This window comes from Pseudomonas sp. GW821-FHT11D10, from assembly GCF_058808435.1.
The window spans coordinates 133,000-158,638 of the sequence record NZ_JBXARR010000007.1; the positions used below are offsets into that span (position 1 = coordinate 133,000).

Annotated in this window: 18 protein-coding genes; 11 read left to right on the forward strand and 7 right to left on the reverse strand. The window is 59.5% G+C overall.

The features are described from left to right. The first annotated feature begins 146 nt into the window (after positions 1-146). The 4 genes from ptsP to AC1RT4_RS20835 are packed head-to-tail and all read left to right on the forward strand — an operon-like array spanning position 147 to position 7,295. The gene (ptsP, locus tag AC1RT4_RS20820) at positions 147-3,008 is read left to right on the forward strand and encodes a phosphoenolpyruvate--protein phosphotransferase (protein WP_493087535.1); all 2,862 of its coding nucleotides are present in this window, start codon (positions 147-149) and stop codon (positions 3,006-3,008) included. Beyond that, complete coding sequence (gene pfkB, locus AC1RT4_RS20825; RefSeq protein WP_493087537.1) at positions 3,008-3,949, forward strand: 1-phosphofructokinase; 942 nt, start codon at positions 3,008-3,010, stop codon at positions 3,947-3,949. The genes ptsP and pfkB overlap by 1 nt, the downstream gene beginning before the upstream one ends. A gap of 11 nt (positions 3,950-3,960) precedes the next feature. Continuing rightward, a complete protein-coding gene (locus tag AC1RT4_RS20830; protein WP_493087539.1) occupies positions 3,961-5,694 on the forward strand; it encodes a PTS fructose-like transporter subunit IIB in 1,734 nt (577 codons plus the stop codon). Between the two features lie 59 nt (positions 5,695-5,753). Beyond that, positions 5,754-7,295: an alkaline phosphatase D family protein gene (locus AC1RT4_RS20835; RefSeq protein WP_493087541.1), complete on the forward strand. Its 1,542-nt coding sequence runs from the start codon at positions 5,754-5,756 to the stop codon at positions 7,293-7,295. A gap of 54 nt (positions 7,296-7,349) precedes the next feature. Here the strand turns inward: AC1RT4_RS20835 and AC1RT4_RS20840 are convergent, their stop codons facing one another. Both AC1RT4_RS20840 and AC1RT4_RS20845 read right to left on the reverse strand, forming a co-directional pair. Further along, a complete protein-coding gene (locus AC1RT4_RS20840; RefSeq protein WP_493087544.1) occupies positions 7,350-9,878 on the reverse strand; it encodes a PepSY domain-containing protein in 2,529 nt (842 codons plus the stop codon). Positions 9,879-10,010: 132 nt separating this feature from the next. Next, positions 10,011-12,338 carry a TonB-dependent receptor gene (locus AC1RT4_RS20845; RefSeq protein ID WP_493087549.1) on the reverse strand — a complete coding sequence of 776 codons (2,328 nt, stop codon included), beginning with the start codon at positions 12,336-12,338 and terminating at the stop codon, positions 10,011-10,013. 207 nt (positions 12,339-12,545) lie between these two features. Between AC1RT4_RS20845 and AC1RT4_RS20850 the strand changes: the two genes are divergently transcribed. The 4 genes from AC1RT4_RS20850 to AC1RT4_RS20865 all read left to right on the forward strand — a co-directional run bounded on the left by AC1RT4_RS20850 (position 12,546) and on the right by AC1RT4_RS20865 (position 17,358). Further along, entirely contained in the window at positions 12,546-13,226 is a 681-nt protein-coding gene (locus AC1RT4_RS20850; RefSeq protein ID WP_007953697.1) for a Fe2+-dependent dioxygenase, read from the forward strand. A 57-nt stretch (positions 13,227-13,283) separates the two neighbouring features. After that, complete coding sequence (locus AC1RT4_RS20855) at positions 13,284-13,982, forward strand: tetratricopeptide repeat protein (protein ID WP_493087552.1); 699 nt, start codon at positions 13,284-13,286, stop codon at positions 13,980-13,982. 244 nt (positions 13,983-14,226) lie between these two features. After that, positions 14,227-16,437, forward strand: a complete 2,211-nt coding sequence (locus AC1RT4_RS20860) for an alpha-xenorhabdolysin family binary toxin subunit A (protein WP_493087554.1) — start codon at positions 14,227-14,229, stop codon at positions 16,435-16,437. Between the two features lie 45 nt (positions 16,438-16,482). Next, a complete protein-coding gene (locus AC1RT4_RS20865) occupies positions 16,483-17,358 on the forward strand; it encodes a hypothetical protein (protein WP_493087556.1) in 876 nt (291 codons plus the stop codon). Between the two features lie 45 nt (positions 17,359-17,403). On the opposite strand, the gene AC1RT4_RS20870 is transcribed toward AC1RT4_RS20865, so the two are convergent. The 5 genes from AC1RT4_RS20870 to AC1RT4_RS20890 form a co-directional block, all read right to left on the reverse strand. Next, on the reverse strand, positions 17,404-18,567 hold the full coding sequence (locus AC1RT4_RS20870) for a type III PLP-dependent enzyme (RefSeq protein WP_007953693.1): 1,164 nt from the start codon (positions 18,565-18,567) through the stop codon (positions 17,404-17,406). Between the two features lie 582 nt (positions 18,568-19,149). Next, positions 19,150-20,304: an osmoprotectant ABC transporter ATP-binding protein OsmV gene (locus tag AC1RT4_RS20875; protein ID WP_007953692.1), complete on the reverse strand. Its 1,155-nt coding sequence runs from the start codon at positions 20,302-20,304 to the stop codon at positions 19,150-19,152. Beyond that, on the reverse strand, positions 20,301-20,954 hold the full coding sequence (locus tag AC1RT4_RS20880) for an ABC transporter permease (RefSeq protein ID WP_007953690.1): 654 nt from the start codon (positions 20,952-20,954) through the stop codon (positions 20,301-20,303). Before AC1RT4_RS20880 ends, AC1RT4_RS20875 begins: the two co-directional genes overlap by 4 nt. Before the next feature lie 13 nt (positions 20,955-20,967). Next, positions 20,968-21,861: a glycine betaine ABC transporter substrate-binding protein gene (locus AC1RT4_RS20885; protein WP_493087559.1), complete on the reverse strand. Its 894-nt coding sequence runs from the start codon at positions 21,859-21,861 to the stop codon at positions 20,968-20,970. 21 nt (positions 21,862-21,882) lie between these two features. Next, positions 21,883-22,572 (reverse strand): ABC transporter permease, encoded by a 690-nt coding sequence (locus tag AC1RT4_RS20890; RefSeq protein ID WP_197871818.1) that lies wholly within the window; start codon positions 22,570-22,572, stop codon positions 21,883-21,885. Positions 22,573-22,928: 356 nt separating this feature from the next. Here AC1RT4_RS20890 and AC1RT4_RS20895 point away from each other — a divergent pair, with 356 nt between their 5' ends. The 3 genes from AC1RT4_RS20895 to AC1RT4_RS20905 all read left to right on the forward strand — a co-directional run bounded on the left by AC1RT4_RS20895 (position 22,929) and on the right by AC1RT4_RS20905 (position 25,618). Beyond that, positions 22,929-24,512 (forward strand): peptide chain release factor 3, encoded by a 1,584-nt coding sequence (locus AC1RT4_RS20895; RefSeq protein ID WP_085608055.1) that lies wholly within the window; start codon positions 22,929-22,931, stop codon positions 24,510-24,512. A 247-nt stretch (positions 24,513-24,759) separates the two neighbouring features. Further along, positions 24,760-25,212: a hypothetical protein gene (locus AC1RT4_RS20900; RefSeq protein WP_493087561.1), complete on the forward strand. Its 453-nt coding sequence runs from the start codon at positions 24,760-24,762 to the stop codon at positions 25,210-25,212. Between the two features lie 145 nt (positions 25,213-25,357). Next, a complete protein-coding gene (locus AC1RT4_RS20905) occupies positions 25,358-25,618 on the forward strand; it encodes a hypothetical protein (RefSeq protein ID WP_064384136.1) in 261 nt (86 codons plus the stop codon). Positions 25,619-25,639 lie beyond the last annotated feature (21 nt).

Below are 25,639 nucleotides of genomic sequence, written 5' to 3' on the forward strand. Positions count from 1 at the left end.
AGCGTATTTTCTACGTTTTAGACGCCTTTGGCCGGTTCTGCCGTGAAACCGCCAAAACTGCCTCCTGAAAAGGATGGCCCATAGCGCCTAAGCTGCAACCATTCAAAACAATACCTGGCATTGAACAATGCCAAAAAGGAGATCGCATGCTCGAGCTCACTGTAGAGCAGATATCCATGGGCCAGTCGGCTGTGGATAAAACCGCCGCTTTGCAATTGCTGGCCAGTCATCTGGTCGCCGATGGTCTGGTCGCCGACGGATACCTCGCCGGCCTGCAGGCCCGGGAGGCTCAGGGCTCGACCTTCCTCGGCCAAGGCATTGCGATTCCCCACGGCACGCCCGAAACCCGCGATCAGGTATTCGCCACCGGCGTGCGTCTGATGCAGTTTCCCGATGGTGTGGACTGGGGTGATGGCCAGATCGTTTATCTGGCCATCGGCATCGCCGCCAAATCCGACGAACACCTGCGCCTTCTGCAACTGCTGACCCGCGCCCTCGGCGAGACCGATCTGGGCCAGGCCCTGCGCCGCGCGAGTTCGCCCGAAGCGCTGCTGAAACTGCTGCAAGGCGCGCCGCAGGAGCTGGCGCTGGATGCACAGATGATCGGCCTCGGGGTCTCCGCCGACGATTTCGAAGAACTGGTCTGGCGCGGTGCGCGTCTGCTGCGCCAGGCCGATTGTGTGAGCAACGGTTTCGCCGGTGTATTGCAGCAGGTCGAAGCGCTGCCGCTGGGCGATGGCCTGTGGTGGCTGCACAGCGAACAGACCGTGAAGCGTCCGGGCCTGGCGTTCGTCACGCCGGACAAACCGATGCGCTATCTCGGCCAGCCGCTCAGCGGTCTGTTCTGTCTGGCCAGCCTCGGTGAAGCGCATCAGGCGTTGCTCGAGCGTTTGTGCGCGTTGCTGATCGAAGGTCGCGGCCATGAACTGGGTCGCGCCACCAGCAGCCGCAAAGTCCTCGAAGTGCTTGGCGGTGAGTTGCCGGCCGACTGGCCGAGCGCACGTATCGCACTGGCAAACGCCCATGGTCTGCACGCGCGGCCGGCGAAAATCCTCGCGCAACTGGCGAAAAGTTTTGATGGCGAAATCCGTGTGCGCATCGTCGACGGTCAGGACAGCGCGGTTTCGGTGAAGAGCCTGAGCAAACTGTTGAGCCTCGGCGCCCGTCGCGGCCAGGTGCTCGAAATCATCGCCGAACCGAGCATCGCTGCCGATGCCTTGCCGGCCTTGCTGGCCGCCATCGAAGAAGGCCTCGGCGAAGAAGTCGAGCCGCTGCCAGCAGTCAGTCAGCAGCGTGAAGTGATCGCCGACATCGCCGAAGTCCTGAGCGCCCCGGCCTCCGGCAGCCTGCTGCAAGCGATTCCTGCCGCCCCCGGCATCGCCATCGGCCCGGCGCACATTCAAGTCCAGCAAACCATCGATTACCCGTTGCGCGGCGAGTCCGCTGCCATCGAGCGCGAGCGTCTCAAGCAAGCGCTGGCTGACGTGCGTCAGGACATTCAGGGCCTGATCGAGCGCAGCAAGGCCAAGGCGATCCGCGAGATTTTCATCACCCACCAGGAAATGCTCGACGACCCGGAACTCACCGATGAAGTCGACACCCGCCTCAAGCAGGGCGAAAGCGCCGAAGCGGCGTGGATGGCCGTGATCGAAGCCGCCGCGAAACAACAGGAAGCGTTGCAGGACGCGTTGCTCGCCGAACGTGCCGCCGACCTGCGCGACATTGGCCGCCGGGTGTTGGCGCAACTGTGTGGCGTGCAGACGCCCGCCGAGCCTGAGCAACCGTACATTCTGGTGATGGACGAGGTCGGTCCGTCCGACGTCGCGCGTCTGGATCCGGCGCGGGTCGCGGGGATTCTCACCGCCCGTGGTGGCGCCACCGCACACAGTGCAATCGTGGCTCGCGCGCTGGGCATTCCGGCGCTGGTCGGAGCGGGCGCTGCGGTGTTGCTGCTGAAACCGGGCACGCCGTTGCTGATCGACGGCCAGCGCGGTCGCCTGCATGTGGACGCGGATGCCGCGACCCTGCAACGCGCCAGCGAAGAACGCGACACCCGCGAACAACGCCTGAAAGCCGCCGCCGAACAACGCCATCAACCGGCGCACACCACCGACGGCCACGCCGTGGAAGTGTTCGCCAACATCGGCGAAAGCGCCGGTGTGATCAGCGCGGTGGAGCAGGGCGCCGAAGGCATCGGTCTGTTGCGCACCGAACTGATTTTCATGGCTCATCCACAGGCGCCGGACGAGGCGACTCAGGAAGCCGAATACCGCCGCGTCCTCGACGGCCTCGCCGGTCGCCCGCTGGTAGTGCGCACCCTCGACGTCGGCGGCGACAAACCGCTGCCGTATTGGCCGATCGCCAAGGAAGAAAACCCGTTCCTCGGCGTACGCGGGATTCGCCTGACATTGCAGCGTCCGCAGATCATGGAAGCGCAGTTGCGCGCCTTGCTGCGTTCGGCGGACAACCGTCCATTGCGGATCATGTTCCCGATGGTCGGCAGCGTCGAAGAGTGGCGTCAGGCCCGCGACATGACCGAACGCCTGCGCCTGGAAATCCCGGTTGCCGATCTGCAACTGGGGATCATGATCGAAGTGCCGTCCGCTGCCTTGTTGGCACCGGTGCTGGCCAAAGAAGTGGATTTCTTTAGCGTCGGCACCAACGACCTGACCCAATACACGCTGGCCATCGACCGTGGTCATCCGACCCTGTCCGCCCAGGCTGACGGCCTGCACCCGGCGGTGCTGCAACTGATCGATATCACCGTGCGCGCGGCCCATGCCCACGGCAAATGGGTTGGCGTCTGTGGCGAACTGGCGGCGGATCCGCTGGCGGTGCCGGTGCTGGTCGGCCTCGGTGTGGATGAACTCAGCGTCTCCGGGCGCAGCATCGCCGAGGTCAAGGCGCGCATCCGCGAGCTCAGCCTCACCCAGACGCAAACCCTTGCTCAACAAGCCCTGGCCGTGGGCAGCGCCAACGAAGTGCGCGCATTAGTGGAGGCCCTGTAATGGCCAAGATTCTCACCCTGACCCTCAACCCGGCGCTGGACCTCACGGTGCAGTTGCCACGCCTGGAGACCGGTCAGGTCAACCGCAGCGACGAGATGCACACCCACGCCGCCGGCAAGGGCGTCAACGTCGCGCAAGTGCTGGCCGACCTCGGTCATCAACTGACGGTCAGCGGCTTTCTCGGCGAAGACAATCTGCAGGCGTTCGAAACCCTGTTCGCCAAACGCGGTTTTACCGATGCGTTTATCCGGGTGCCCGGCGAGACCCGCAGCAACATCAAGGTCGCGGAACAGGACGGTCGCATCACCGACATCAACGGCCCTGGGCCGGTGGTCGGCGTGGTGGCGCAACAGGCGTTGCTGGATCGTCTGGTGCAGATTGCGCCGGGGCATGACGCGGTGGTGGTCGCCGGCAGTTTGCCGCGCGGAGTCACTGCACAGTGGTTGCGCGAACTGGTCGAGCGCTTGAAGGCGTTGGGCCTGAAAGTCGCTCTGGACACCAGCGGCGAAGCTTTGCGCGCGGCGCTCAAGGCCGGCCCGTGGCTGATCAAGCCGAACACCGAAGAGCTGGCCGATGCGCTGGGCTGTGAAGTGGTGTCCCACGCGTCTCAGGCTGAGGCAGCCAATCGGTTGCACACCCAAGGCATCGAGCATGTGGTGATTTCTCACGGCGCCGACGGTGTGAACTGGTTCAGCGTCGGCTCGGCGCTGCATGCGACGCCGCCGAAGGTCAGCGTCGCCAGTACGGTCGGTGCCGGCGATTCGTTGCTGGCCGGCATGCTCCACGGTCTGCTCAGTGCCGATACGCCGGAGCAAACCCTGCGCACGGCCACGGCGATTGCGGCGCAGGCGGTGACCCAGATCGGTTTCGGTATTCACGATGCTGCGCAACTGGCGCAGCTCGAACAGGGCGTGCGCGTGCGCCCCCTGACAGAACAATAAGAGGGTTTGTCATGAAGTTAGCCATTGTCACGGCCTGCCCGAACGGCATGGTCACCAGTGTGCTGTGCGCCCGGTTGCTGGATGCCGCGGCCCAGCGTCAGGGCTGGAGCACCAGCGTCGAAGTGGTGGATGCTGCGCACCCGGAGCGCGAGTTGTCGGCGGCGACCATCGAAGCCGCCGAGTGGGTGTTGCTGGTGGCCACGGGACCTGTGGACATGACCCGGTTCATCGGCAAGAAAGTCTTTCGGATTGCGCCGGCGCAAGCCCTGCAGGATGTCGAAGACGTGCTGCGACGTGGCGCCGTCGAGGCCGAGGTTTACGTCGCTGCCGAGACGCCGCCCGTGGTTACCAGCGCTCAAGCGCCGCGTCTGGTCGCGATCACTGCATGCCCGACCGGTGTCGCCCACACCTTCATGGCCGCCGAAGCTTTGCAGCAAGCCGCCAAGCGGCTGGGCTATGACCTGCAAGTCGAAACCCAGGGCTCGGTCGGCGCGCGAAATCCGCTGAGTGCGGCAGCCATCGCCGAAGCTGACGTGGTGCTGCTGGCGGCCGACATTGAAGTCGCCACCGAGCGTTTCGCCGGCAAGAAAATCTACCGCTGCGGCACCGGGATCGCCTTGAAGCAGTCCGAAGCCACCCTGAAAAAAGCTCTGGCCGAAGGCAAGCAGGAAAGCGCTGCGAGCGACGGCAAGGCCCCGGCCAAACAAGAGAAAAGCGGCGTCTACAAACACTTGCTGACTGGCGTGTCGTTCATGCTGCCGATGGTAGTGGCGGGCGGTTTGATGATCGCCTTGTCGTTCGTGTTCGGCATCACCGCGTTCAAGGAAGAGGGCACGCTGGCGGCGGCGCTGATGCAGATCGGCGGCGAGACCGCGTTCAAATTGATGGTGCCGTTGCTGGCCGGTTACATCGCCTGGTCGATTGCCGACCGTCCCGGTCTGGCGCCGGGGATGATCGGCGGTTTGCTGGCGAGCACCCTGGGCGCCGGCTTCATCGGCGGGATCGTCGCCGGGTTTATCGCAGGCTACGCGGCCAAGGCGATCAGTCGGTACGTGGCGCTGCCGCAAAGTCTGGAAGCGCTGAAACCGATTCTGATCATCCCGTTGTTCGCCAGCCTGTTCACCGGGCTGGTGATGATTTACGTGGTCGGCAAACCGGTGGCCGGGATGCTCGCGGCGTTGACGCATTTTCTCGATAGCATGGGCACCACCAACGCGATCCTGCTCGGTGTGTTGCTGGGCGGCATGATGTGCGTCGACCTCGGCGGGCCGATCAACAAGGCCGCTTATGCGTTTTCGGTGGGGCTGTTGGCTTCGCAGAGTTATGCACCGATGGCCGCGACCATGGCCGCCGGCATGGTGCCGCCGATTGGTCTGGGCATCGCCACGTTCATCGCCCGGCGCAAGTTCGCCCAGACTGAACGCGAGGCGGGTAAAGCGGCGCTGGTGCTGGGACTTTGCTTTATCTCTGAAGGGGCGATTCCGTTTGCCGCGAAGGATCCGCTGCGAGTGATCCCGGCGAGCATTGCCGGCGGTGCGCTGACCGGTGCGTTGTCGATGTACTTCGGTTGCAAACTGATGGCGCCCCACGGTGGCCTGTTCGTGCTGGCGATTCCGAATGCGATCAACCATGCGCTGCTGTACCTGCTGGCAATCGTCGCGGGCAGCCTGCTGACGGCGGTTGTGTACGCGCTGGTCAAGCGGCCGGAGGCCGTGGAACTGGCGCTGGAGCCCGCGAAGGCCTGAGGTGTCACACCCCTTTCATCTAGCGGTGCTTAAGTTTTCCTTTTTTCAGGGATAACACCATGAGCGATTTCAATCCCGGTCGCCGGCGCGTGATGCAAGCCGTCGGCGCCGGACTGCTGATGCCGGGGCTGGCGCCGGCCGTGATCGCGTCGGTCAAGGATCGACCGCAACTCACTGACGGCGTGCAATCCGGCGACTTGCAGGGTGACCGCGCGATGATCTGGAGCCGCGCCGACCGCCCGGCGCAGATGGTGGTGGAGTGGGACACCCGCAGCCAGTTCCGCCATCCGCGCCGGGTCGTCTCCGCGCTGGCCGATGCCCGCAGCGATTTCACCGCCCGCGTCGAACTCACCGGGTTGCCCGCCGATCAGGCGATTTTCTACCGCGTGTATTTCAAAGACGCCCGCACCGGCGTTGCCAGCGAACCGTGGCTCGGTCACTTGCGCAGTGCACCGACGGCGCGGCGCAATATCCGTTTTGTCTGGAGCGGCGACACCGTCGGCCAGGGCTTCGGCATCAACCCCGATATCGGCGGCATGCGCATCTATGAAGCCATGCGTATGCGCCTGCCGGACTTCTTTATTCACAGCGGCGACACCATCTACGCCGACGGCCCGGTGCCGGCGCAGCTGACCACGGAAGGTGGCCGGATCTGGCGCAACCTCACCACCGAAGCCAAGAGCAAGGTCGCCCAGACCCTCGACGATTATCGCGGCAATTACCGCTACAACCTGATGGACGAAAACGTCCGTCGCTTTAATGCCGAAGTGCCGCAGATCTGGCAGTGGGATGACCATGAAGTGGTCAACAACTGGTCGCCGGGCAAACAGCTCGACGAGCGTTATCAGGAAAAAAATATCCACACCCTGGTCGGCCGTGCGCGTCAGGCCTGGCTCGAATATTCGCCGATGCGTTTGCAGGCCGCCGATGGCGGCGGGCGGATCTATCGCAAGTTGAGTTACGGGCCGATGCTCGATGTGTTCGTGCTCGACATGCGCAGCTATCGCGGCGCCAACGACGACAATCTCGGGGCGGAAAAACCATTCCTCGGGCGTGAGCAACTGAACTGGCTCAAGCGCGGATTGAAGGCCTCGAAAGCCCAGTGGAAAGTCATCGCCGCCGACATGCCGATCGGTCTTGGCGTGCCGGATGGCGAGGTCAGTCCCGGTGTTGCGCGCTGGGAAGCGGTGGCCAACGGCGACCCTGGCCCGGCGCAGGGACGCGAACTGGAAATCGCCGAGCTGCTGGGCTTTTTGCGCGCGCAACAGGTGCGCAATTTCGTGTTCCTGACGGCGGACGTGCATTACTGCGCGGCGCATCACTACCACCCGGATCGCGCTGCGTTCCAGGATTTCGAACCGTTCTGGGAGTTTGTCGCAGGGCCGTTGAACGCCGGCAGTTTCGGCCCCAATCCGCTGGACAAGACCTTTGGCCCGCAGGTGGTGTTCGAGAAAGCGCCGGCGGTACAGAACGCCTCGCCGTTTGCCGGGTTTCAGTTTTTCGGTGAGGTGAACATTGACGGGCAGAGCGGGGAGATGAGCGTGGTGTTGCGGGATCTGGAGGGTGTTGCGGTGTTCGAGCAAAAGCTGCAGCCAGTCTGAATGCAGCGCTGAACCTGTGGGAGCAAGGTTGCTCCCACAGTGACCCAAGGTGAATCAATAAACGTCGCGACGGTAACGACCCTGTTCGATCAGGCGTTCGACTTCAGCGGCGCCCAGCACTTCATTGAGCACCTGATCCACGCCCGACGCCATGCCTTGAAGGCTGCCGCAGATGTAGATCACCGCACCGTCCGCCAGCCATTTCTTCAACTCGCCGGCCGATTCGCGCAGGCGATCCTGCACGTAAATCTTCTCGGCCTGATCCCGCGAGAACGCCAGATCGAGGCGTTCCAGATCGCCATTGATCAACCACTCTTCCAGCTCCGCACGACAGAGGAAATCGTGCTCGCGATTGCGCTCGCCAAACAGCAGCCAGTGACGTTGTTGATTGTCGGCGATCCGTGCCTTGAGCAAGCTGCGCAGCCCGGCGAGACCGGTGCCGTTGCCCAGCAGGATCATCGGCACCGGAGCGTTCGGCAGGTGGAAACCGCTGTTGCGGCGGACCCGCAGGCTGATGCTGCCGCCGACCGGAGCATGCTCGGTCAGCCAGCCGGAACCGATGCCGAGGCTGCCGTCGGCATGCTGTTCCTGACGCACGATCAGCTCCAACACACCGTCGGCGGCAATCGAGGCGATCGAGTATTCGCGCATCGCCAGCGGCACCATCGCATCGACCAGCGCCTGAGCGTGCAGGCCCACCAGATGCGCGCGGTGCTCGGGCAACTGGCGGGTGGCGAGGGCGACTTCCAGCGACTCTTCCAGACCGTTGACCTTGACGCTGGTTTCACCACGGATGCCGAGGCCGTCGAGGAAATGCTCGATCGCCCACGGGCAGTTGCGTGGCAGCACTTCCACCAGATCGCCGGCCAGCCAGCTGCGGGAGGTCGGCGCGGTCAGGCCGAGCAGGAAGACGGGGGATCCGCTGCTGTCCGGGTTCATCAGCTCGCGGCGCACCAGCGTCCAGTTCTCGTAGCTCGGCGCCTGCCAGGTATCGACCGGCGCTTGCCCGGTGATCAGCCCGAGCTGGGTCTGCCAGTGACGCAGGGCGTAAGGATCGCCGCTGTCGACTTCCACCGGGGCGAACAGGGTCTTGCCGCCGTGTTCGCCCAGCCATTGATGCAGGCGCCGGGCGAAACCGCAGAAGTGCTGATACTGACGATCGCCGAGTCCGAGTACGGCGTAGTTGAGGCTGTCGAGGGTCGAGGCGTTCTTCAATACCTTGCGCTCGAAACCGCGAGCGCTGTCCGGCGCTTCGCCGTCGCCAAAGGTGCTGACCACGAACAGCGCGTTGTTCGATTCGCGCAAATCCTGCTCGCTGACATTCGCCAGCGGCTGCACCTTCACCGGCAATCCGGCGGCCTGCAACTGGCCGGCGGTCTGCCACGCCAGTTGCTCGGCAAAACCGCTCTGACTGGCAAAGCCGATCAGCCACGCCGGTGTATCGCCGGCCGGTTGGTCGAGGCCTTTGCGGGCATCCTTGATCTGCTTTTTCTTGCGTCGGCGATCCAGGTACAGCAGCCAGCCGGTGATGAAGAACAGCGGCATCAACACCGCCGCGACGGTGACGATGATCCGCCCGACCAATCCGAAATAGCTGCCGACATGCAGCGCATAAATGCTGGTCAGCAATTGCGCCTTGAAGCTTTTGTCGGCATAGCGGTCGACGCGTTTGACGACGCCGGTGGCCGGGTCGAGGGTGATCTGGTTCAGCGCGCGGTCATGGGGCGAGCTGTCGAGCAGGTAGAACACGGTCGCCGGTTGGCCGGCCACTGGCGGCATGCGGATGTTGTAGGAGGCGAGGCCCGGACCTGCGGCGCTGTAGATGCTGACCCACATCGCGGCGTAATCGGCAGTCGGCGCCGGACCTTCGGGGGCCGGGCCACGACCGCCGCGCACGCGTTCGTTTTGCGGTGCATCGGAAAGCAATTTGGTCAGGCCCTTGTTGTACCACTCGTAGGACCAGGACAGTCCGGTCAGTGCCAGCAGCAGGTAAACCAGCATGCACCAGGTGCCGAACACCGAGTGCAGATCCCAGTTGAAGCTGCGGCCCTTTTTCTTCCAGTCGAGGGTCAGCCAGACGCGCCAGCTGTTCCACTGGCGCGGCCAGCGCAGGTACAGACCGGACAGGCAGAAGAACAGCAGCATCAGGGTGCAGGCGCCGGTGATGTTGCGACCGGTGTCGCCCATGGCGAGGAACCGGTGCAGTTGCAGCATCAGGCCGAAGAAGTCCTGGCCGGTGGCCTCGCCCTTGAACTCGGCGGTGTAGGGATCGAAGTAGCGCATCTCGCCACGACGCTCACCTTTCGGCGGGGTGAACCAGACGCGCCCGGCGCTGCCACTTTCGGTCTCGACCGAGAGCATCGAGACTTTCTTGCCCGAGGCCGCTTCGATCTGCGCCACTAGATCGGCAGGCGGGAGGACGCCGGCGACCTGTTTCTCCACCTGCAACACGGAAGGGTTGAGGGCTTTGAGGATTTCGTCCTGAAACGAATAGGCAGCGCCGGTGATGCCCATCAGGGCCAGCACCAGCCCGGCAGTGATGCCAAAAAACCAGTGCAACTGGAACAGGGTTTTCTTCAACACGTCGCTTGCCTTGTCCGTTCGGAAATTGTGTTCACGGCGTGCATTATGCCGTGGCTTATCGAGAAACGTTCTTTATTACGCACAAAAGCCCCGTTCAAATGAATGAACGGGGCTCGGTCCTTCCCTCTTCGATCAGAAGTGGAAGTTGGTGCTCAGCAATGCCGTACGGCCCGCCGCCTGGTTGGCGAAGTGAGTCGAGAAGGCCTTGTCGTAGTAGGTCTCGTTGGTCAGGTTCTGCACGTTCAGTTGCAGGTCGACGTTCTTGCTCAGCTTGTACGCCGCCATCGCGTCGTAGCGAACGTAGGAATCGACCATGGTGGTGTTGGCCACGCTGCCGAACACGTCATCCACGTAAAACGCACCGCCACCGATGGTCAGCTTCGGCGTGACCTGGTAAGTGGTCCACAGGCTGGCGCTGTTTTTCGGCGTGTTAGGCAGCTCGTTGCCGTTGTTGGCCTTGTTGGCCGGCAGGTCACCACCGTCAACCTGTTCGCTGTCCATGTAGGCGTAACCGGCGAACACTTGCCACTTGTCGGTGATCTTGCCGCTGGCGGACAACTCGATACCTTGTACACGAGTCTTGCCGGCGTTTTCGTACGAGGTGGTATCAACCTGGACACGCGCGTTTTCTTTCTCGGTGCGGAAGATATCGGCGGTCAGCGACAGGCGATCGTTCAGCAGATCCCACTTGGTACCGATTTCGTAGTTCTTGGTGGTTTCCGGCTCCATGTCGCTCTTGAGCAGGTTGCCATTGCGATCCGGCGTGCCGCCCAGCGGGTTGCCGTCCATGCCTTCGCCCAAGGTGTTGCCCGGTGGCGTGGCCGAGGTGGCGTAAGACGCGTAGATGCTGCCGTTTTCAGCCGGTTTGTAGACGATGCCGAACTGACCGGTGACGAACTCGCTGGTGTCATCACCCTTGGAGGTGGTGCGGCCAGCGTTGTTGTAAGTGTTGTAGCCGGTTTCGAAGTGGTCGTAACGCAGGCCCATGTTCACCAGCCATTGCTGGGACAGCTCCAGGGTGTCGAACACATACAGCGCGTAGGTATCGGACTGGGTGTCGGTGCCGGCGTAGTTGCGCGAGATTGCGCCGTTCCACGGATCGTTCGGGTTCGGGTTCGACAGCGAGGTGCAGTTGTAGCCGCTCGACGCGCCGATCATCGCTGGTGTGCAGTTGGTGCTGGACGGCACGTTGGTGGTGCGCGGCGTTGTATCGGTGTTGACGTTGTACGAAGACTTCTGGCTTTCCTCACGGGTGTATTCGACACCGGTGGAGAAGCTGTTCTTGAAGCCGGCGACGTAGAAATTGCCGAACAGGTCGGTCTGGTTGGTGGTGGTCTCGGTGTTGCTCACGCGAGTGTTCGCACGACGCCAGACGCTGCCGTTGTTGACGTTGCCCTTGCTGTCGTCCGGCTGGGTCAGGATGTAATCCTGCATGCTGGTGCCGTGACGCAGGGTGTTCTTGAGGGTCAGCGAGTCGCTCAGGTCATGCTCGATGGCGAAGGTCGCGGTGTCGGTGCGGCCCTTGCGGAAATCGCGATCCAGACCGTAGAAGTTGCTGTGATCGCCGCCGGCGTACGGCTTGTCCGGGTTGGACTTGGTGCGCGCAGCCGAACCACCGGCCGGAATCGTGTAAGGGATGCCCGAATCCGGCGTGTCGTTGCTTTCGAGATGGTAGTAGTCGAGGTTGACGCGGGTGTCGGTGCCCAGGCCGAAGGCCAGGGACGGCGCGATGCCCCAACGGTCGTAGTCGACTTTGTCGCGACCGGCGACGTTGCTCTCGTGGCTCATCAGATTCAGACGGCCGGCAGCGGTGTCGCTGAACTGGTAGTTGCCATCCATCGTGTAGCGCTGGGTCTGGTCGGAGCCCCAGGTGAAGCCACCGTCGAACGAGTTGCCCAAGTGCGCTTTCTTGCTCACCAGGTTGATGCTGCCGCCCGCTGCGCCGCGACCGCCGATGGCGGAGTTCGGGCCCTTGCTGACTTCGATGTTTTCAACGGCGAAGATCTCGCGGCTCTGGGAGCCGGTGTCGCGCACGCCGTCGAGGTAGGTGTCGCCCTGGGCGTCGAAACCACGGATGAACGGACGGTCGCCCTGCGGGTTACCGCCTTCACCGGCACCGAAAGTGATGCCCGGTACGGTGCGCAGCGCGTCCTGCATGTTCAGGGCGCCGGTGTCTTTCAGAACTTGTTGCGGGATAACGGTGACCGAGCGCGGGGTATCGACCAGCGGCGCGGTGTACTTGGGCGAGGAGGCTTTCTCGACCTGGTAGGACGTCGAGTCCTGGGCTTCGCCGGTGATGGCGGTGGCGTCCAGGGCGATGGCATTGCCGGTGGCTTTGCTGTCGGTTTTTTCGGCGGCGAACACCATGTGGCCTGCGGAGCCGGCGGTGATTGCCACGCCGATGGCGGAAGCGAGCAGACGTGGTGAACTGACCGGTAATTGTGCTTGTTGACGTGCCATTTTTATTCCCCTCCCCAAGGATTTGAGGCGGCGGAATATAGGGTAAACAGGTATTCGTATCAATTGCGAAACATTGTTATTCGCACTGAATTTACATTCTTTACAATTTAACCTTACGGTTTTTGCCAGTTCATTCGTCTAGCGGGTTTTACACAGCCAATAAGAATCAATACCATTGCCGCCTCTTTGCCATCAGGTGACATTGCCATGCTGCTGCACATCCCCGGGCTGTTCGCGAAAGAAGAAGTGCAGCGCATCCGCGAGGCTCTGGAACAGGCCGACTGGGCCGATGGCAAGATCACCGCCGGTTATCAATCGGCCAAGGCCAAGCACAATCTGCAGCTGCCGGAAGGCCATCCGCTGGCCAAGGAAATCGGCGCGGCGATGCTTGAACGCCTGTGGAAAAATCCGCTGTTCATGTCGGCCGCGCTGCCGCACAAAGTGTTTCCGCCGTTACTCAACTGCTACACGGCGGGCGGCAGTTTCGATTTCCACATCGACAACGCAGTGCGTCAGCCCAAGGGCAGCATCGAGCGCGTACGCACTGACTTGTCCGCCACGCTGTTCTTCAGCGAGCCCGAGGACTACGACGGCGGCGAGCTGGAAATCCAGGACACCTTCGGCACCCAGCGGGTAAAACTACCCGCCGGTGACATGGTGCTGTACCCCGGCACCAGCCTGCACAAGGTCAATGCGGTCACTCGCGGGGCGCGTTATGCCTCGTTCTTCTGGACTCAAAGTCTGGTGCGCGAAGACAGCCAGCGCGCGTTGCTGTTCGAGATGGACGGTGCGATCCAGCAACTGACCCACGACATGCCCGATCACCCTTCGCTGATCCGCCTCACCGGCACTTATCACAACCTGCTGCGTCGCTGGGTCGAGGTGTAAGTGGCGGACTTTCGGTTACGTCGCGAAGAAGTCCTCGACGGCGAACGCCTCACGGCCATGCTTGAAGAAAGCCCGGCCCGCGCGGCTCAGGCGATTCTGCTGGCGGCGGGAGAGGGCGTGCTGGAAGCGCAGGCGCTGCTCGGGCAGATTCTGCTCGATGGCCATGGAATTGCTCAGGATCAGGCGCTGGCATTGCGCTGGTTTGAAATTGCCGCCGGGCAAGGTCATCTAATGGCGCGCAATATGCTCGGCCGGTGTCATGAGCATGGGTGGGGTTGCCCAGTCGATGCAGCCAATGCTGTGAAACATTATCGAATCGCCACCAATGGCGGACTGGACTGGGCGATGTACAACCTGGCCAACCTGCTCGCAACCGGGCGCGGTGCAGTGGTCGATCATCTTCAGGCAATGGCGTTGTATCAACGTGCCGCTGAACTTGGCCATGCCAAATCGATGAATCTGCTCGGTCGTTATCTGGAAGAAGGGCAAGTGTGTCCGGCAAATCCCACAGCGGCCCGGGAGTGGTATCGACGCTCAGCCGAGGGCGGGGATTTCCGCGGGCAGTTCAGTTATGCGGCGATTCTCGCTGATGAGGGGAAAGTGGATGATTCGCTGCATTGGCTGCGCAAGGCATTGGCGCTGGGCAACGTAAACTTTCTGCGCGTCAGCAGTGAAGCCTTGCTGGGTTCACAACATCCGCAGATTCGCGCGATGTCCCGCGTTTATGGTCAGCGTTTATCTGAGTTGACCGCATAAAATAATGCGTAGCCTTTTAAAGGCTTTCCAAGTTGTGAACAGTAACTTTTCTGGTGTTTTCCAGTTGTGGCTGTTTATGCTTTTTTTAGTTTTGTCTTCTGAATTGAATACTAATAGTTGAATGCTTGTTGCTGCTCGTCTTGCTGGACTAATGTTTGCTTGCACGGTGTGGATGGGAAAGTTTTAACGCTCATTTATCGCTGTGTCAGCCTAAATAATAACCAGTGAAGACAAGGAGTCTCAGATGGAATTCAAAACTACTGGCGAGCTGTCAGGTGTCGCTGAAGTAGCGCCACAAATATTTATGAATGCGTCTCTTGGACGTGGCGAATACGAAGGCGAGGCCTTTAATCGGGAGCTCGGGATACAGCTTACAAAAGAGCAAATCATCAGTCTGCGAAAGTATGAAACTTTGGGTTTGTCGTTGCCTGTCGAGATAGGCTCGATCCGTGATTACCTGAGATACGGTGAGGGTGACAGTGGCGGAATCGGACTTAAAGTCGAGGATTTCCAGAAGACCTTTAGAATGACATTTGACCATGCTGCGCGCTGGAGGCCGCTGCGGGAAAAGATCATGCAGACAGGCACCGATCTGGATGTATTTTCCGCAAGGATTCTTTTGACTGGCGGCGATATTGTAGAAACTTACAATAAGCTTGAAATTTCAGGTTTTCTGAAGGAGCACGGGATTGATACTATTGAGGAGTATTTGAAGCTCAAAGATCAGATGCCGGATATCCCAAGTATCGAAGTTCCGGATGGTGTTGTTGATGATATTGGTTACTATCTGGGTATCATGCTCGATGACATTAAAAAATGTCATGCGGCGGCCGAAGTGGTGAGGGACAATCTGGACAGTTTCGGCGCCGACATGCGTACTCTGGTGCTGCCGGAAATAAAACAACGTATGGGGCATATCTCCAAGAACGGTTATGCAACGGAAATCGAAGTACTGCAGAAGCAGATTGACGAGCGTGCCGATCGAATCGATGAGCTTAACAAACAATATGACGAGCTTGTCAAACAGGCAATTGCTTCAGCAATCGTGAGCCCTGTCGGTATAATTGTTGGCATTTTTTTAGGCGTCAAGGCCGAAAAGATTCGGCGTGATCGCAATATATTGCGCCTGGAACAGTCCGTTGATAATAAGTTGATGGCCAGCAAGAACCAGACGTTGAGCTCGCTAAACAGGGTGCGTGATGATCTTCAGAATCTTAACTATGTTGCTATCGAAGCGGAAGTAGCGACGCAAAATCTCATGCTGGTCTGGAACTCTCTGAGTCTTTTTATCGTGTCGTCGGTCGAAGATCTTCATCTTGTGGAAGAGGCGACCCAATTGTCGCGACTTATCAATGCCATCAAGCGTGTAGTTAAACCTTGGGAAGATGTGAAAGAAAACACTGATCCGCTACTTGAAGTCTTCAGGGCGGCGGACAGGGAGTATGAAGAAGATAATGCAAGGTATCAGGCAAGGAGTGCCTTTATGTTGGCGGTTTCAGATTTTAGTATGGATCAGTTGGTGGATCACAATGGCGTGGTTCAAGATGCAGACGTTACTGCGCAGGTGCTTTCTCAGAAGTTCTCTTATCTGCCTGGGCCCGTTGGGACAATGCACACTTTGGCAGGGTCTATCAGGGAAAAAACATATGGCGTGAAAGTTCAGTGTCAGGAAATCGATATCAAACTGGAAAGGTGCGCTGACAACCTGGAATGGCTGTTGGAGGACCTTGTCGATACGGCGGAAGATGATGACATTCCCGCGAAAATTGAAGCTGAGCTGCAAACTGCGCGCGGTATCTTGTCTGAGCGAAGCGGAAAGTTTATTGGCTGGAAGCGTGATATTAGTGGCCGATTCGACAGGGCACTTTCGAAGCAGTGGGTGGCGACGTTGGAAAACGATAAGGCCTATGCACAAGAGCAAAAGGCCAAAGCCGAAGAAAAACTGAGCGAACTGACCACCCAGTTAAAATCGGTATTGGACGCGATTGATTTGATCGAGGAGGCCGGCATTGAAAAAGTCGGTAAGGAAGTGCAGTTATCTCTGGAGAATCTAAAGGCGCTCGGGCTGGCGCCACCTCAGATTCTGATTGCGCAGTTCGCTCTGGATACTCTCAAAAAATTGATTTCGGGAATCGGTCATGCCATTTCCTATCTCAATATGCTCGACGCCTACAAAACCTTGCAAGAGCGTGCGGCAGGCTTGCGGGCACAGCGGGATCAACATGACAACGATTTCGCCATGGCCAATGGGAAAATTAGTCTGGTGGAGGCTCTTGAAGCGCTGGATGACGGGCGTTGGGAGTACGTCAATGAGTTCTCGAAGCTGGTCGACGATGTTGAAGCGCTTGATCGTGATTTTGTGTCCGACAAGACCCTACCCATCGATGAGCGTGCCAAGATCGCAATCGGAAAAATTTCTGAAATTACCGAATATGTGAAGTCTGTCTACCGCTGACAAGGAGTCAAGGGGTGGGCTGAGTGCTCACCCCTTCATATGGATATGAGTTTAGAAGCCTATGAGTTTACCCAGGAGCAGCGGCACGTAGTGGATCGTTATATGCGATTCCTTGATGGCTTGCTCCCGATTTGCGACAAAATTCCCCTTGTGTTTGAGCGTCGTGAAAAGAGTGGTCACCGACGTGCAGGGCTCGCCCGCGACTCTCGTATTAATCAAGCTGTCTTTACTCAAAGAATGTTGCGCGATTACGGTGGGCGTACTGAAAGCGCGCGGCTGCTTTGCAGCGATCTTGTTGAAAAACTATTGGCGTTCAAGGGTGATGCATTGGACATAACCCGTCAGACTTCGACGAGTAAACGCCTTGATCAAGTCGATTGCGGTTTATTCAGGTTTTCTCGCGACCCTGTCTGGAGTTCTCCGCCAACACAGGTGGTCCTGATGATAAATGCATTGGGTAATCAATGCTGGAGCCTGAAAGGCGCGATCCAGAATATGAAAGATCCAATACCGACAATCTATCAGAACTCATTTGGACTAAAAGCGGCGTTTTTTCAGGCTCTGGACTATCGATCTTGCGAATGTCATCCGCAATCAATCGTCGTTGAAGAGCTGTTCAGAGAGGCCGCTACTACTCCAGTCTGGGACATTGCGTACTCTTCGACGGATCCGCAGGTCAGAGCCGGGGAATATAAATCTGACATTACCCTGCTATTTAACAAGCTCTCTACCTTGTATGCCCAGATGGGTGCCTTTATCGAGGGAGTTTTTCAACGTGTCGAGAGGGTAGAGAAGGAGCTTTCTCAAACGGCCGATGTGACAACTTTGGGAAGGTTGAATGCCAAGTTGGAATTGGTTGTGGAGATCGCCGAGGATTTTGCTGCAATGATCAACCAGTTTGATGCATGGGTTGGTGAATAAAAAAAGGCCCATCCAAGGATGGGCCTTTTTGTAGTTGCGGACTGTTTACACGTAGAACGATTTCAGCGGCGGGAAGCCATTGAATTCTACGGCGCTGTAACTGGTGGTGTACGCACCGGTCGACAGCCAGTACAGACGATCACCGATCGCCAGGTTCAGCGGCAGGCCGTACTTGTAGTTTTCGTACATGATGTCGGCGCTGTCGCAGGTCGGGCCGGCGATCACGACTTCTTCCATCTCGCCTTTCTTCTCGGTCCAGATCGGGAACTTGATCGCTTCGTCCATGGTTTCGATCAGGCCCGAGAATTTGCCCACATCGGTATAAACCCAACGCTCGACGGCGGTGCGGGATTTACGCGCGACCAGCACCACTTCGCTGACCAGGATGCCGGCGTTGGCGATCAGCGAACGGCCCGGCTCCAGGATGATTTCCGGCAGGTCATCACCGAAGTCTTCCTTCAGGAAGCGGATGATTTCTTCGGCGTAGGTTTCCAGGCTGTTGGTGCGGGTGATGTAGTTGGCCGGGAAGCCACCGCCCATGTTGATCAGCTTCAGGTGGATGCCGTCTTCTTCTTTCAGGCGCTCGAAGATCACTTTGACCTTGGCGATTGCGGCGTCCCAGACGCTGATGTCGCGCTGTTGTGAACCGACGTGGAACGAGATGCCGTATGGCACCAGGCCCAGGTCGCGGGCGAGGATCAGCAGGTCCATGGCCATGTCGGTCTGGCAGCCGAATTTGCGCGACAGTGGCCAGTCGGCCGTGGTCGAGCCTTCGGTCAGGATGCGCACATAGACTTTGGCGCCCGGTGCGGCCTTGGCGATGTTGCGCAGGTCGGCTTCCGAGTCGGTGGCGAACAGACGCACGCCCTTCTCATAGAAGTAGCGAATGTCCTTGGATTTCTTGATGGTGTTGCCGTAGCTGATCTGATCCGCGCTGACGCCGCGGCTCAGCACTTTGTCCAGCTCATAGATCGAGGCGATGTCGAAGCTCGAACCTTTCTCTTTGAGCAGGTCGATGATCTCGACGGCCGGGTTGGCCTTGACCGCGTAGTAGACCTTGGCGAATTCGAAACCGGCGCGCAGGTCATCGTAAGCCTGGGCGATCATCGCGGTGTCGATCACCACGAACGGGGTTTCCTGTTTGTCTGCGAACGCCTTCATTTTCTGAAAGGTTTCGCGCGCGAAATAGTCTTCGACCTGGATCGACATACTTGGGAGCTCCTATGGGCAAACTCGTGAAATCAATGGGTGCAAATGAACGCCCTCCGTATCCCCACTTTGGTTCGCCTACTTCCCAAGGCATGTCGCCGAAAGCAAAAAGGCCATGGGTCGCTGCCCTTGGCCTTGCTGTCTCGTCGTCAGTACTTGAGCCGGATGGATCGTTTCCAGCATGGACGTTCGGCGCGAACTTTAGGGCGTGAGGGGCCTGAGATCAACTAAAAATGTCGCGTTTTTGCACGCTTCTGACGTGCGTCGCGGATATCACTCTTTGTAGCCGACCGAGATGACGGTCAGATGTTCCGCAATAATTTTCAGGTGTTAAAAATAACTGCACGTTCGAAGCGGATGCGCGCCAAGTCATGGATAAGTACGATCACTTCAACATCGGCGACGTTGGCGGCGAGAAGGGGAGGTGAGGGGGAAGTTGCCGGTCAAGGCTGACATTAGCGGACGGGGGTAGCCTTCTGATGTGTTGATATTTCTTGCCGGCTCATCGTCGGCAAAAGAATCACGGCTCTCAGGTTCCGGCGGTCGAAAAAAAGGGCTGTCGAACAGCCCTTTTGCTTTTGATCAGGCCACCGCCTCGGCCGGCGACACAATATTGGTCTTCATTCCGCGCGATCGGCCCGAACTCAGGTACGCCGCAATCGACTCCTGGGTGACCTCGCCGAGGAACACTCGCTCGGCATCCATCACCGGCAACCACGCACGATTGAACTCGTACATCCGCGACAACAGGATGCGCAAATGCTCGTCGTATGCAGCCGTGGCGTTGAACTCGCGCAGGAACTGCGCACAGGTGCCGGTCTGACGATGCAGGTCACGACGGCGCACATAACCCAGCGCCTTGTTCTCGGCGTCAGTGACGACGACATAGCGACGGTCATGCTCGTCCATCAGCTCCAGCGCATCGGCCACCGGGGTTTCCGGGCTCACCGACGGCGCGTTGTCCGCCGCGTCTTCGGCTTTCACCAGCAGCAGGCGTTTGAGCGTGCTGTCCTGACCGACGAAGTTGCTGACAAAGTCGTCTGCCGGATGAGCGAGCAGGGTGTCCGGATGGTCGATCTGCAACAGTTTGCCGGCACGGAAGATCGCGATCTTGTCACCGAGCTTGATCGCTTCGTCGATGTCGTGGCTGACCATGATCACGGTCTTGTTCAGCGCGCGCTGCATCTCGAAGAATTCGTTCTGGATCATCTCGCGGTTGATTGGGTCGACCGCGCCGAATGGTTCGTCCATCAGCAGCAGCGGCGCATCCGCCGCCAGCGCTCGGATCACGCCGATCCGTTGCTGCTGGCCGCCGGACAGTTCGCGCGGATAGCGATGCAGATACTGCTTGGGCTCAAGCTTGATCATGCTCATCAGTTCGCGGGCGCGGTCGTGGCATTTCTGTTTGTCCCAGCCGAGCAGTTTCGGCACCACCACGATGTTCTCTTCGATGGTCATGTTCGGGAACAGACCGATCTGCTGGATCACGTAACCGATATTGCGGCGAAGGGTCACTTCGTCGAGGTCGGTGGTGTCTTCGCCGTTGATCAGGATCTTGCCCGAGGTCGGCTTGATCAGGCGGTTGATCATTTTCAGCGTGGTGCTTTTGCCGCAACCCGATGGCCCGAGGAACACACAGATTTCGCCTTCATTGACGGTCAGGCTTACCGAGTCCACGGCTTTCACATCTTTGCCGTTGCTTTGGAAGGTCTTGCTGAGGTTTTGAAGTTCGATCATTTGAGGAGTCCTTTTGGAGTCAGCGAACGTTGCAGCCACTGCAAAATGAGGTCGGCGAAGATCGCCAGAAGACTGACCAGCAGCGCGCCGACGATGAGCATCGACATGTCGCTGCGGCTGATGGAGGCGAGGATCAGCACGCCGAGACCGCCGGCGCCGATGGTCGCGGCGATGGTCATCACGCCGATGTTCATCACCACGGCGGTGCGTACGCCGGCGAGGATCACCGGCACTGCAATCGGCAGTTCGACCATGCGCAGGCGCTGGCCGAAGGTCATGCCGATGCCGCGTGCGGCTTCACGAATGCCCGGTTCCACGCCGGTCAGGGCGAGGTAGGTGTTGCGCATGATCGGCAGCAGTGAATAAAGGAACACGGCGGTGATCGCCGGCATCGGGCCAAGGCCCTGGCCGAATTTCGAGTAGAACGGCAGCAGCAGGCCGAACAGCGCAATCGACGGCACGGTCAGCAGCACCGTGGCGCTGGCCTGCAAGGGACCGGCGAGGCTCGGGAAGCGCGTCATCAGGATGCCCAGCGGCACGCCGATGAGGATCGCCAGGCTGACGGCGATGCCGACCAGCGTGATGTGCTGCCAGGTCAGGTGCATCACCTGCTGCCAGTCGAGGTGGGAAAAGGCGTTCAAAAATTCCATGACTTTTCCTCCTTTAGTTCAGTGGATGCTGGCGCAGGAAATCGGCAGCGACTTTCGACGGGCTCTCGTGATCGACGTCGACCCGCGCGTTGAGCTGGCGCATGGTTTCGTCGTCGAACAGTTCGGCCAGCGGCTTGAGTTGCTCGGCGAGTTTCGGGTGCGCGTCGAGGTAGGCCTGACGCACGACCGGCGCGGCGGTGTAGTCCGGGAAGTAATGTTTGTCGTCTTCCAGCAGCTTCAGCCCGAACGCGTTGAGGCGACCGTCTGTGGTGTAGACCAGACCGGCAAACACCTGACCGTTGCGCAGCGCGGTGTAGACCAGCCCTGCGTCCATCTGCCGGATGTTCTTGCGGGTCAGGTTCATGTCGTAGAGCTTGACCATGCCGTCCAGACCGTCGGAGCGGTTGGCGAACTCGGTGTCCAGCGCCACCAGGTGATTGGTCTTGGCTTCAGCCTTCAACACGTCGTTCAACTGGCTGATGTTGTGGATTTGCGGGTATTGCTCGGCCACTTTTTTCGGCAGGGCGAGGGCGTAGGTGTTGCTGAATTTCGACGGTGTGAGCCAGACCAGACCTTTTTTCGCATCGAGTTCTTTCACCCGGGCGTAGGACTGTTCGCTGTCGAGTTTTTCGGTGACATGGTTGTAGGCCACCAGCGACACACCGGTGTATTCCCAGAGCATGTCCAGTTGCCCGCTTTCGTGGGCGCTGCGGGCCAGGTTGCTGCCCAGACCGCCGGTGATCTGCGCGTCGTAGCCTTTGCTGCGCAGGTATTGCGCGGTGATTTCCGCGAGCAGGGTCTGCTCGGTGAACACCCGGGCGCCGAGGCGAATGAGCGGCTTTTCTGCCGCCTGGGCAAATCCTGCGAAAAGCAGGGCGCAGCCTAAGATCAAGCTAAGTCGTTTCATGTTCATTCCTTCGCAAAAGCCTTAAGACGGGCGCAAACCGCGTTCCAGCCAGAGACGGCTGGCGAGGGTGACCACGCCATCGAGCAGCAGGGCCAGCAGCGCGGTGCACGCAGCGCCGAGCAGCAGTTGCGGCTGATTGTTCAGGGCGATGCCGGGGAAAATCAGGCTGCCAAGGCTGTTGGCGCCGATCAGGAAGGCCAGCGGTGCCGTACCGACGTTGATCGCCAGCGCGACCCGCACACCGCCGACGATGATCGGCACGGCGTTGGGCAACTCGACTTTCCACAGCACCTGGCGTGGCGTCATGCCGATCCCGACGGCGGCCTCTTTCAGCGAACCCTGGACGTTTTTCAGGCCTTCATAGGTGTTGCGCACAATCGGCAAAAGCGAGGCGAGGAACAAAGCGAATATCGCCGGGCCGCTGCCGATGCCGAGAATCCCCAGGGCAATTGCGAGCACGGCCAGCGGTGGCACGGTGTTGCCGATGTTGAAGATCTGCATGAAGCGTTCGGCGCGGCCGACCATGTGCGGGCGGCTCAGGAAGATACCGGCGGGAATGCCCACGACCAGGGCAGCCAGCATTGAAGCGAGGACGAGAATCAGATGAGCTTGCAGGTAAAACAACAAATCGTCGCGGTAGTGTTCGATCGTGTTGATGCCGATCCAGTGGACCAGCAGGGCCAGGAGCGCGATCACCACCGCACCTCCCATCAGCCCTTTGCCATAGCGGATAGCCACAGGCGGACTCCTTTTTTATAGTCGGCGAACGCAGCTCCGCGTGGCATGCCATTCCTGGTTGCCGAAGTCAGCGTTCGCGAGAAGCAGCTTTTTTTCAGCCCGGCAAAAGCGGTCTGAAAGCGAGCCATGAGCGCAGCCTCGTCAGGCTAACTTGCTGATTTTTCAGCCCCTGACGAATTGTCGTAACAGGGGATGGACGTCTCCGTGCTTTAAAAGGTTCCCATCTGAGGCAGCATTTGGCCACCCTTAATGTGCTCAACGGTTCGGTTATTGAATCGAGTTGGGCTATAATCGCCGCCCTTTTTTGAATCACCGCCAGGCGATTTCCCATGACCAGACAGGCCGCCGAAGTCGCGAAACGCCGCACTTTCGCCATTATTTCCCACCCCGATGCCGGTAAAACCACCATCACCGAAAAGCTCTTGCTGATGGGCAAGGCGATTGCCGTGGCCGGTACGGTGAAATCCCGTAAATCCGACCGCCACGCGACATCCGACTGGATGGAGATGGAAAAGCAGCGGGGCATCTCGATCACCACGTCGGTCATGCAGTTCCCGTATCGCGAACACATGATCAACCTGCTCGACACTCCGGGCCACGAAGACTTCTCCGAAGACACCTACCGCACTCTGACTGCGGTGGACTCGGCCTTGATGGTTCTCGACGGCGGTAAAGGTGTTGAGCCACGTACCATTGCGCTGATGGACGTCTGCCGTCTGCGTGACACGCCGATCGTCAGCTTCATCAACAAACTCGACCGTGACATCCGCGACCCGATCGAACTGCTCGACGAGATCGAAGCCGTCCTGAAGATCAAGGCTGCGCCGATCACCTGGCCGATCGGTTGCTACCGCGACTTCAAGGGCGTGTACCACCTGGCCGACGACTACATCATTGTCTACACCGCCGGTCACGGTCACGAACGCACCGAAACCAAGATCATCGAGAAGCTCGACTCCGACGAAGCCCGCGCGCATCTGGGCGACGAGTACGATCGTTTCCTCGAGCAGCTGGAACTGGTGCAGGGCGCCTGCCACGAGTTCAACCAGCAGGAGTTCATCGACGGTCAGCTGACCCCGGTGTTCTTCGGTACCGCACTGGGCAACTTCGGTGTCGATCACGTACTCGACGCCGTGGTCGACTGGGCCCCGCGCCCGCTGCCACGCGTAGCCAACGAGCGCACCGTGGAGCCGGTGGAAGAGAAGTTCTCTGGCTTCATCTTCAAGATCCAGGCGAACATGGACCCGAAACACCGCGACCGCATCGCCTTCATGCGTATCTGCTCTGGCAAGTACGAGAAAGGCATGAAGATGCGCCACGTGCGTACCGGCAAGGACGTGCGCATCGGCGACGCCCTGACGTTCTTCTCCTCCGAGCGTGAACAGCTGGAAGAAGCGTACGCCGGCGATATCATCGGCCTGCACAACCACGGCACGATCCAGATCGGCGACACCTTCAGCGAAGGCGAAACCCTGGGCTTCACCGGTATCCCGCACTTCGCCCCGGAACTGTTCCGCCGCGTACGCCTGCGCGATCCGCTGAAATCCAAGCAACTGCGCCAGGGTCTGCAACAGCTGGCCGAAGAGGGCGCGACCCAGGTGTTCTTCCCGGAGCGCAGCAACGACATCATCCTCGGCGCCGTCGGTGTGCTGCAGTTCGATGTGGTCGCCAGCCGTCTGAAAGAGGAATACAAGGTCGAGTGCTCCTACGAGCCGATCACCGTGTACTCCGCGCGCTGGATCGAATGCAGCGACAAGAAGAAGCTGGAGGAATTCTCCAACAAGGCCGTGGAAAACCTGGCACTGGACGGCGGCGGTCACCTGACCTACCTCGCGCCGACCCGCGTCAACCTGGCCCTGATGGAAGAGCGTTGGCCGGACGTGAAATTCCGTGCGACGCGTGAGCACCACTAACTAGCAGGTGTAAGGACGGTCGGGGCGATAAAGCCTTCATCCAACTTGTCAGCAAACGCCAGAAACCCGCTGTGAAAACAGCGGGTTTTTTCTGCGCATTCGAAATGCAGGACATGGCCCCATGCCTTTGATCCATCAAATTTGCTGCACGTCTACTGTCGGCTTTGACAGTAGACGTGCAGGAGGGCAAACCCTATAACCGACTGCAGGGATTTATTAAGACACTTGGGCTTGCAGGTGAACCGCAATGGCGAAAAAATCGAACACAGCCACCACTGGAATGGTGTTTGCGCGGGCTAATAATGCGCCCGATTTTTTTGCAGTGACCTTAGAGCTTTCCATCGATCACGGAACCCCCAGTGCGTTGAGGATGGAGGGCAATGGGGAGAGAGAGAGTCAGATAACTCACTATGTTCACGACATTTCCGCTGTTGTGGAGGGGGAGGAAGTAGCACTTGGGCAAGGAGGGGCGTTTGTCTCTTCCTGGTATCTGGATAGCACCGGTCAATTTTGGGAGCCTGTTTCAGGAAGTATCAAGTTCTTGAAGCTGAATCTCATGGCAGGTGAGGTCGTGGTTTTGTATGACTTCAAAGCTTTCGCCCGGAACGGTTCTCTTCCAGACATTGAGGTTTATGGGGCTGGGATATTCAATGGCCTCTCAGGGAAAGGCGCTTCTGTTTCAAATTGCCATTCGGCATAAACCCTATTCAAAACCAGTCTGTCCACTCATGGCATTTCCGGGCATGGGTTAGCGTCCTATCTGGTGAACCTGGCGGATCGGAACTAGATTTCAATCAGCGTCAGGTCAGCATGAATTTCTCACCTGGAACAGGATGGACTCGGCTATGAAAAACAGGTTGCTACGCGTTTTGCTGCTGTTGAAAGTGATGGTGATGCTGTCCCTCGGCACCGCGACGGCCTGGGCCGAGTGCGAGGATCACGATACCCAAGCCTCCAGCGGGCAGGTGGGGCACAGCGCGCTGATGCTGGCCAAGTCCGAGTCCGAGCCGGGCGATCAGGGCCAGGGCGGCAGCGCCGACGATGACGACTCGACCACCGATGAGCCGGACACCGACGATCCGGACGAAGGCGACAGCCAGACGTAAATTCCGGGCAAAAGAAAACCC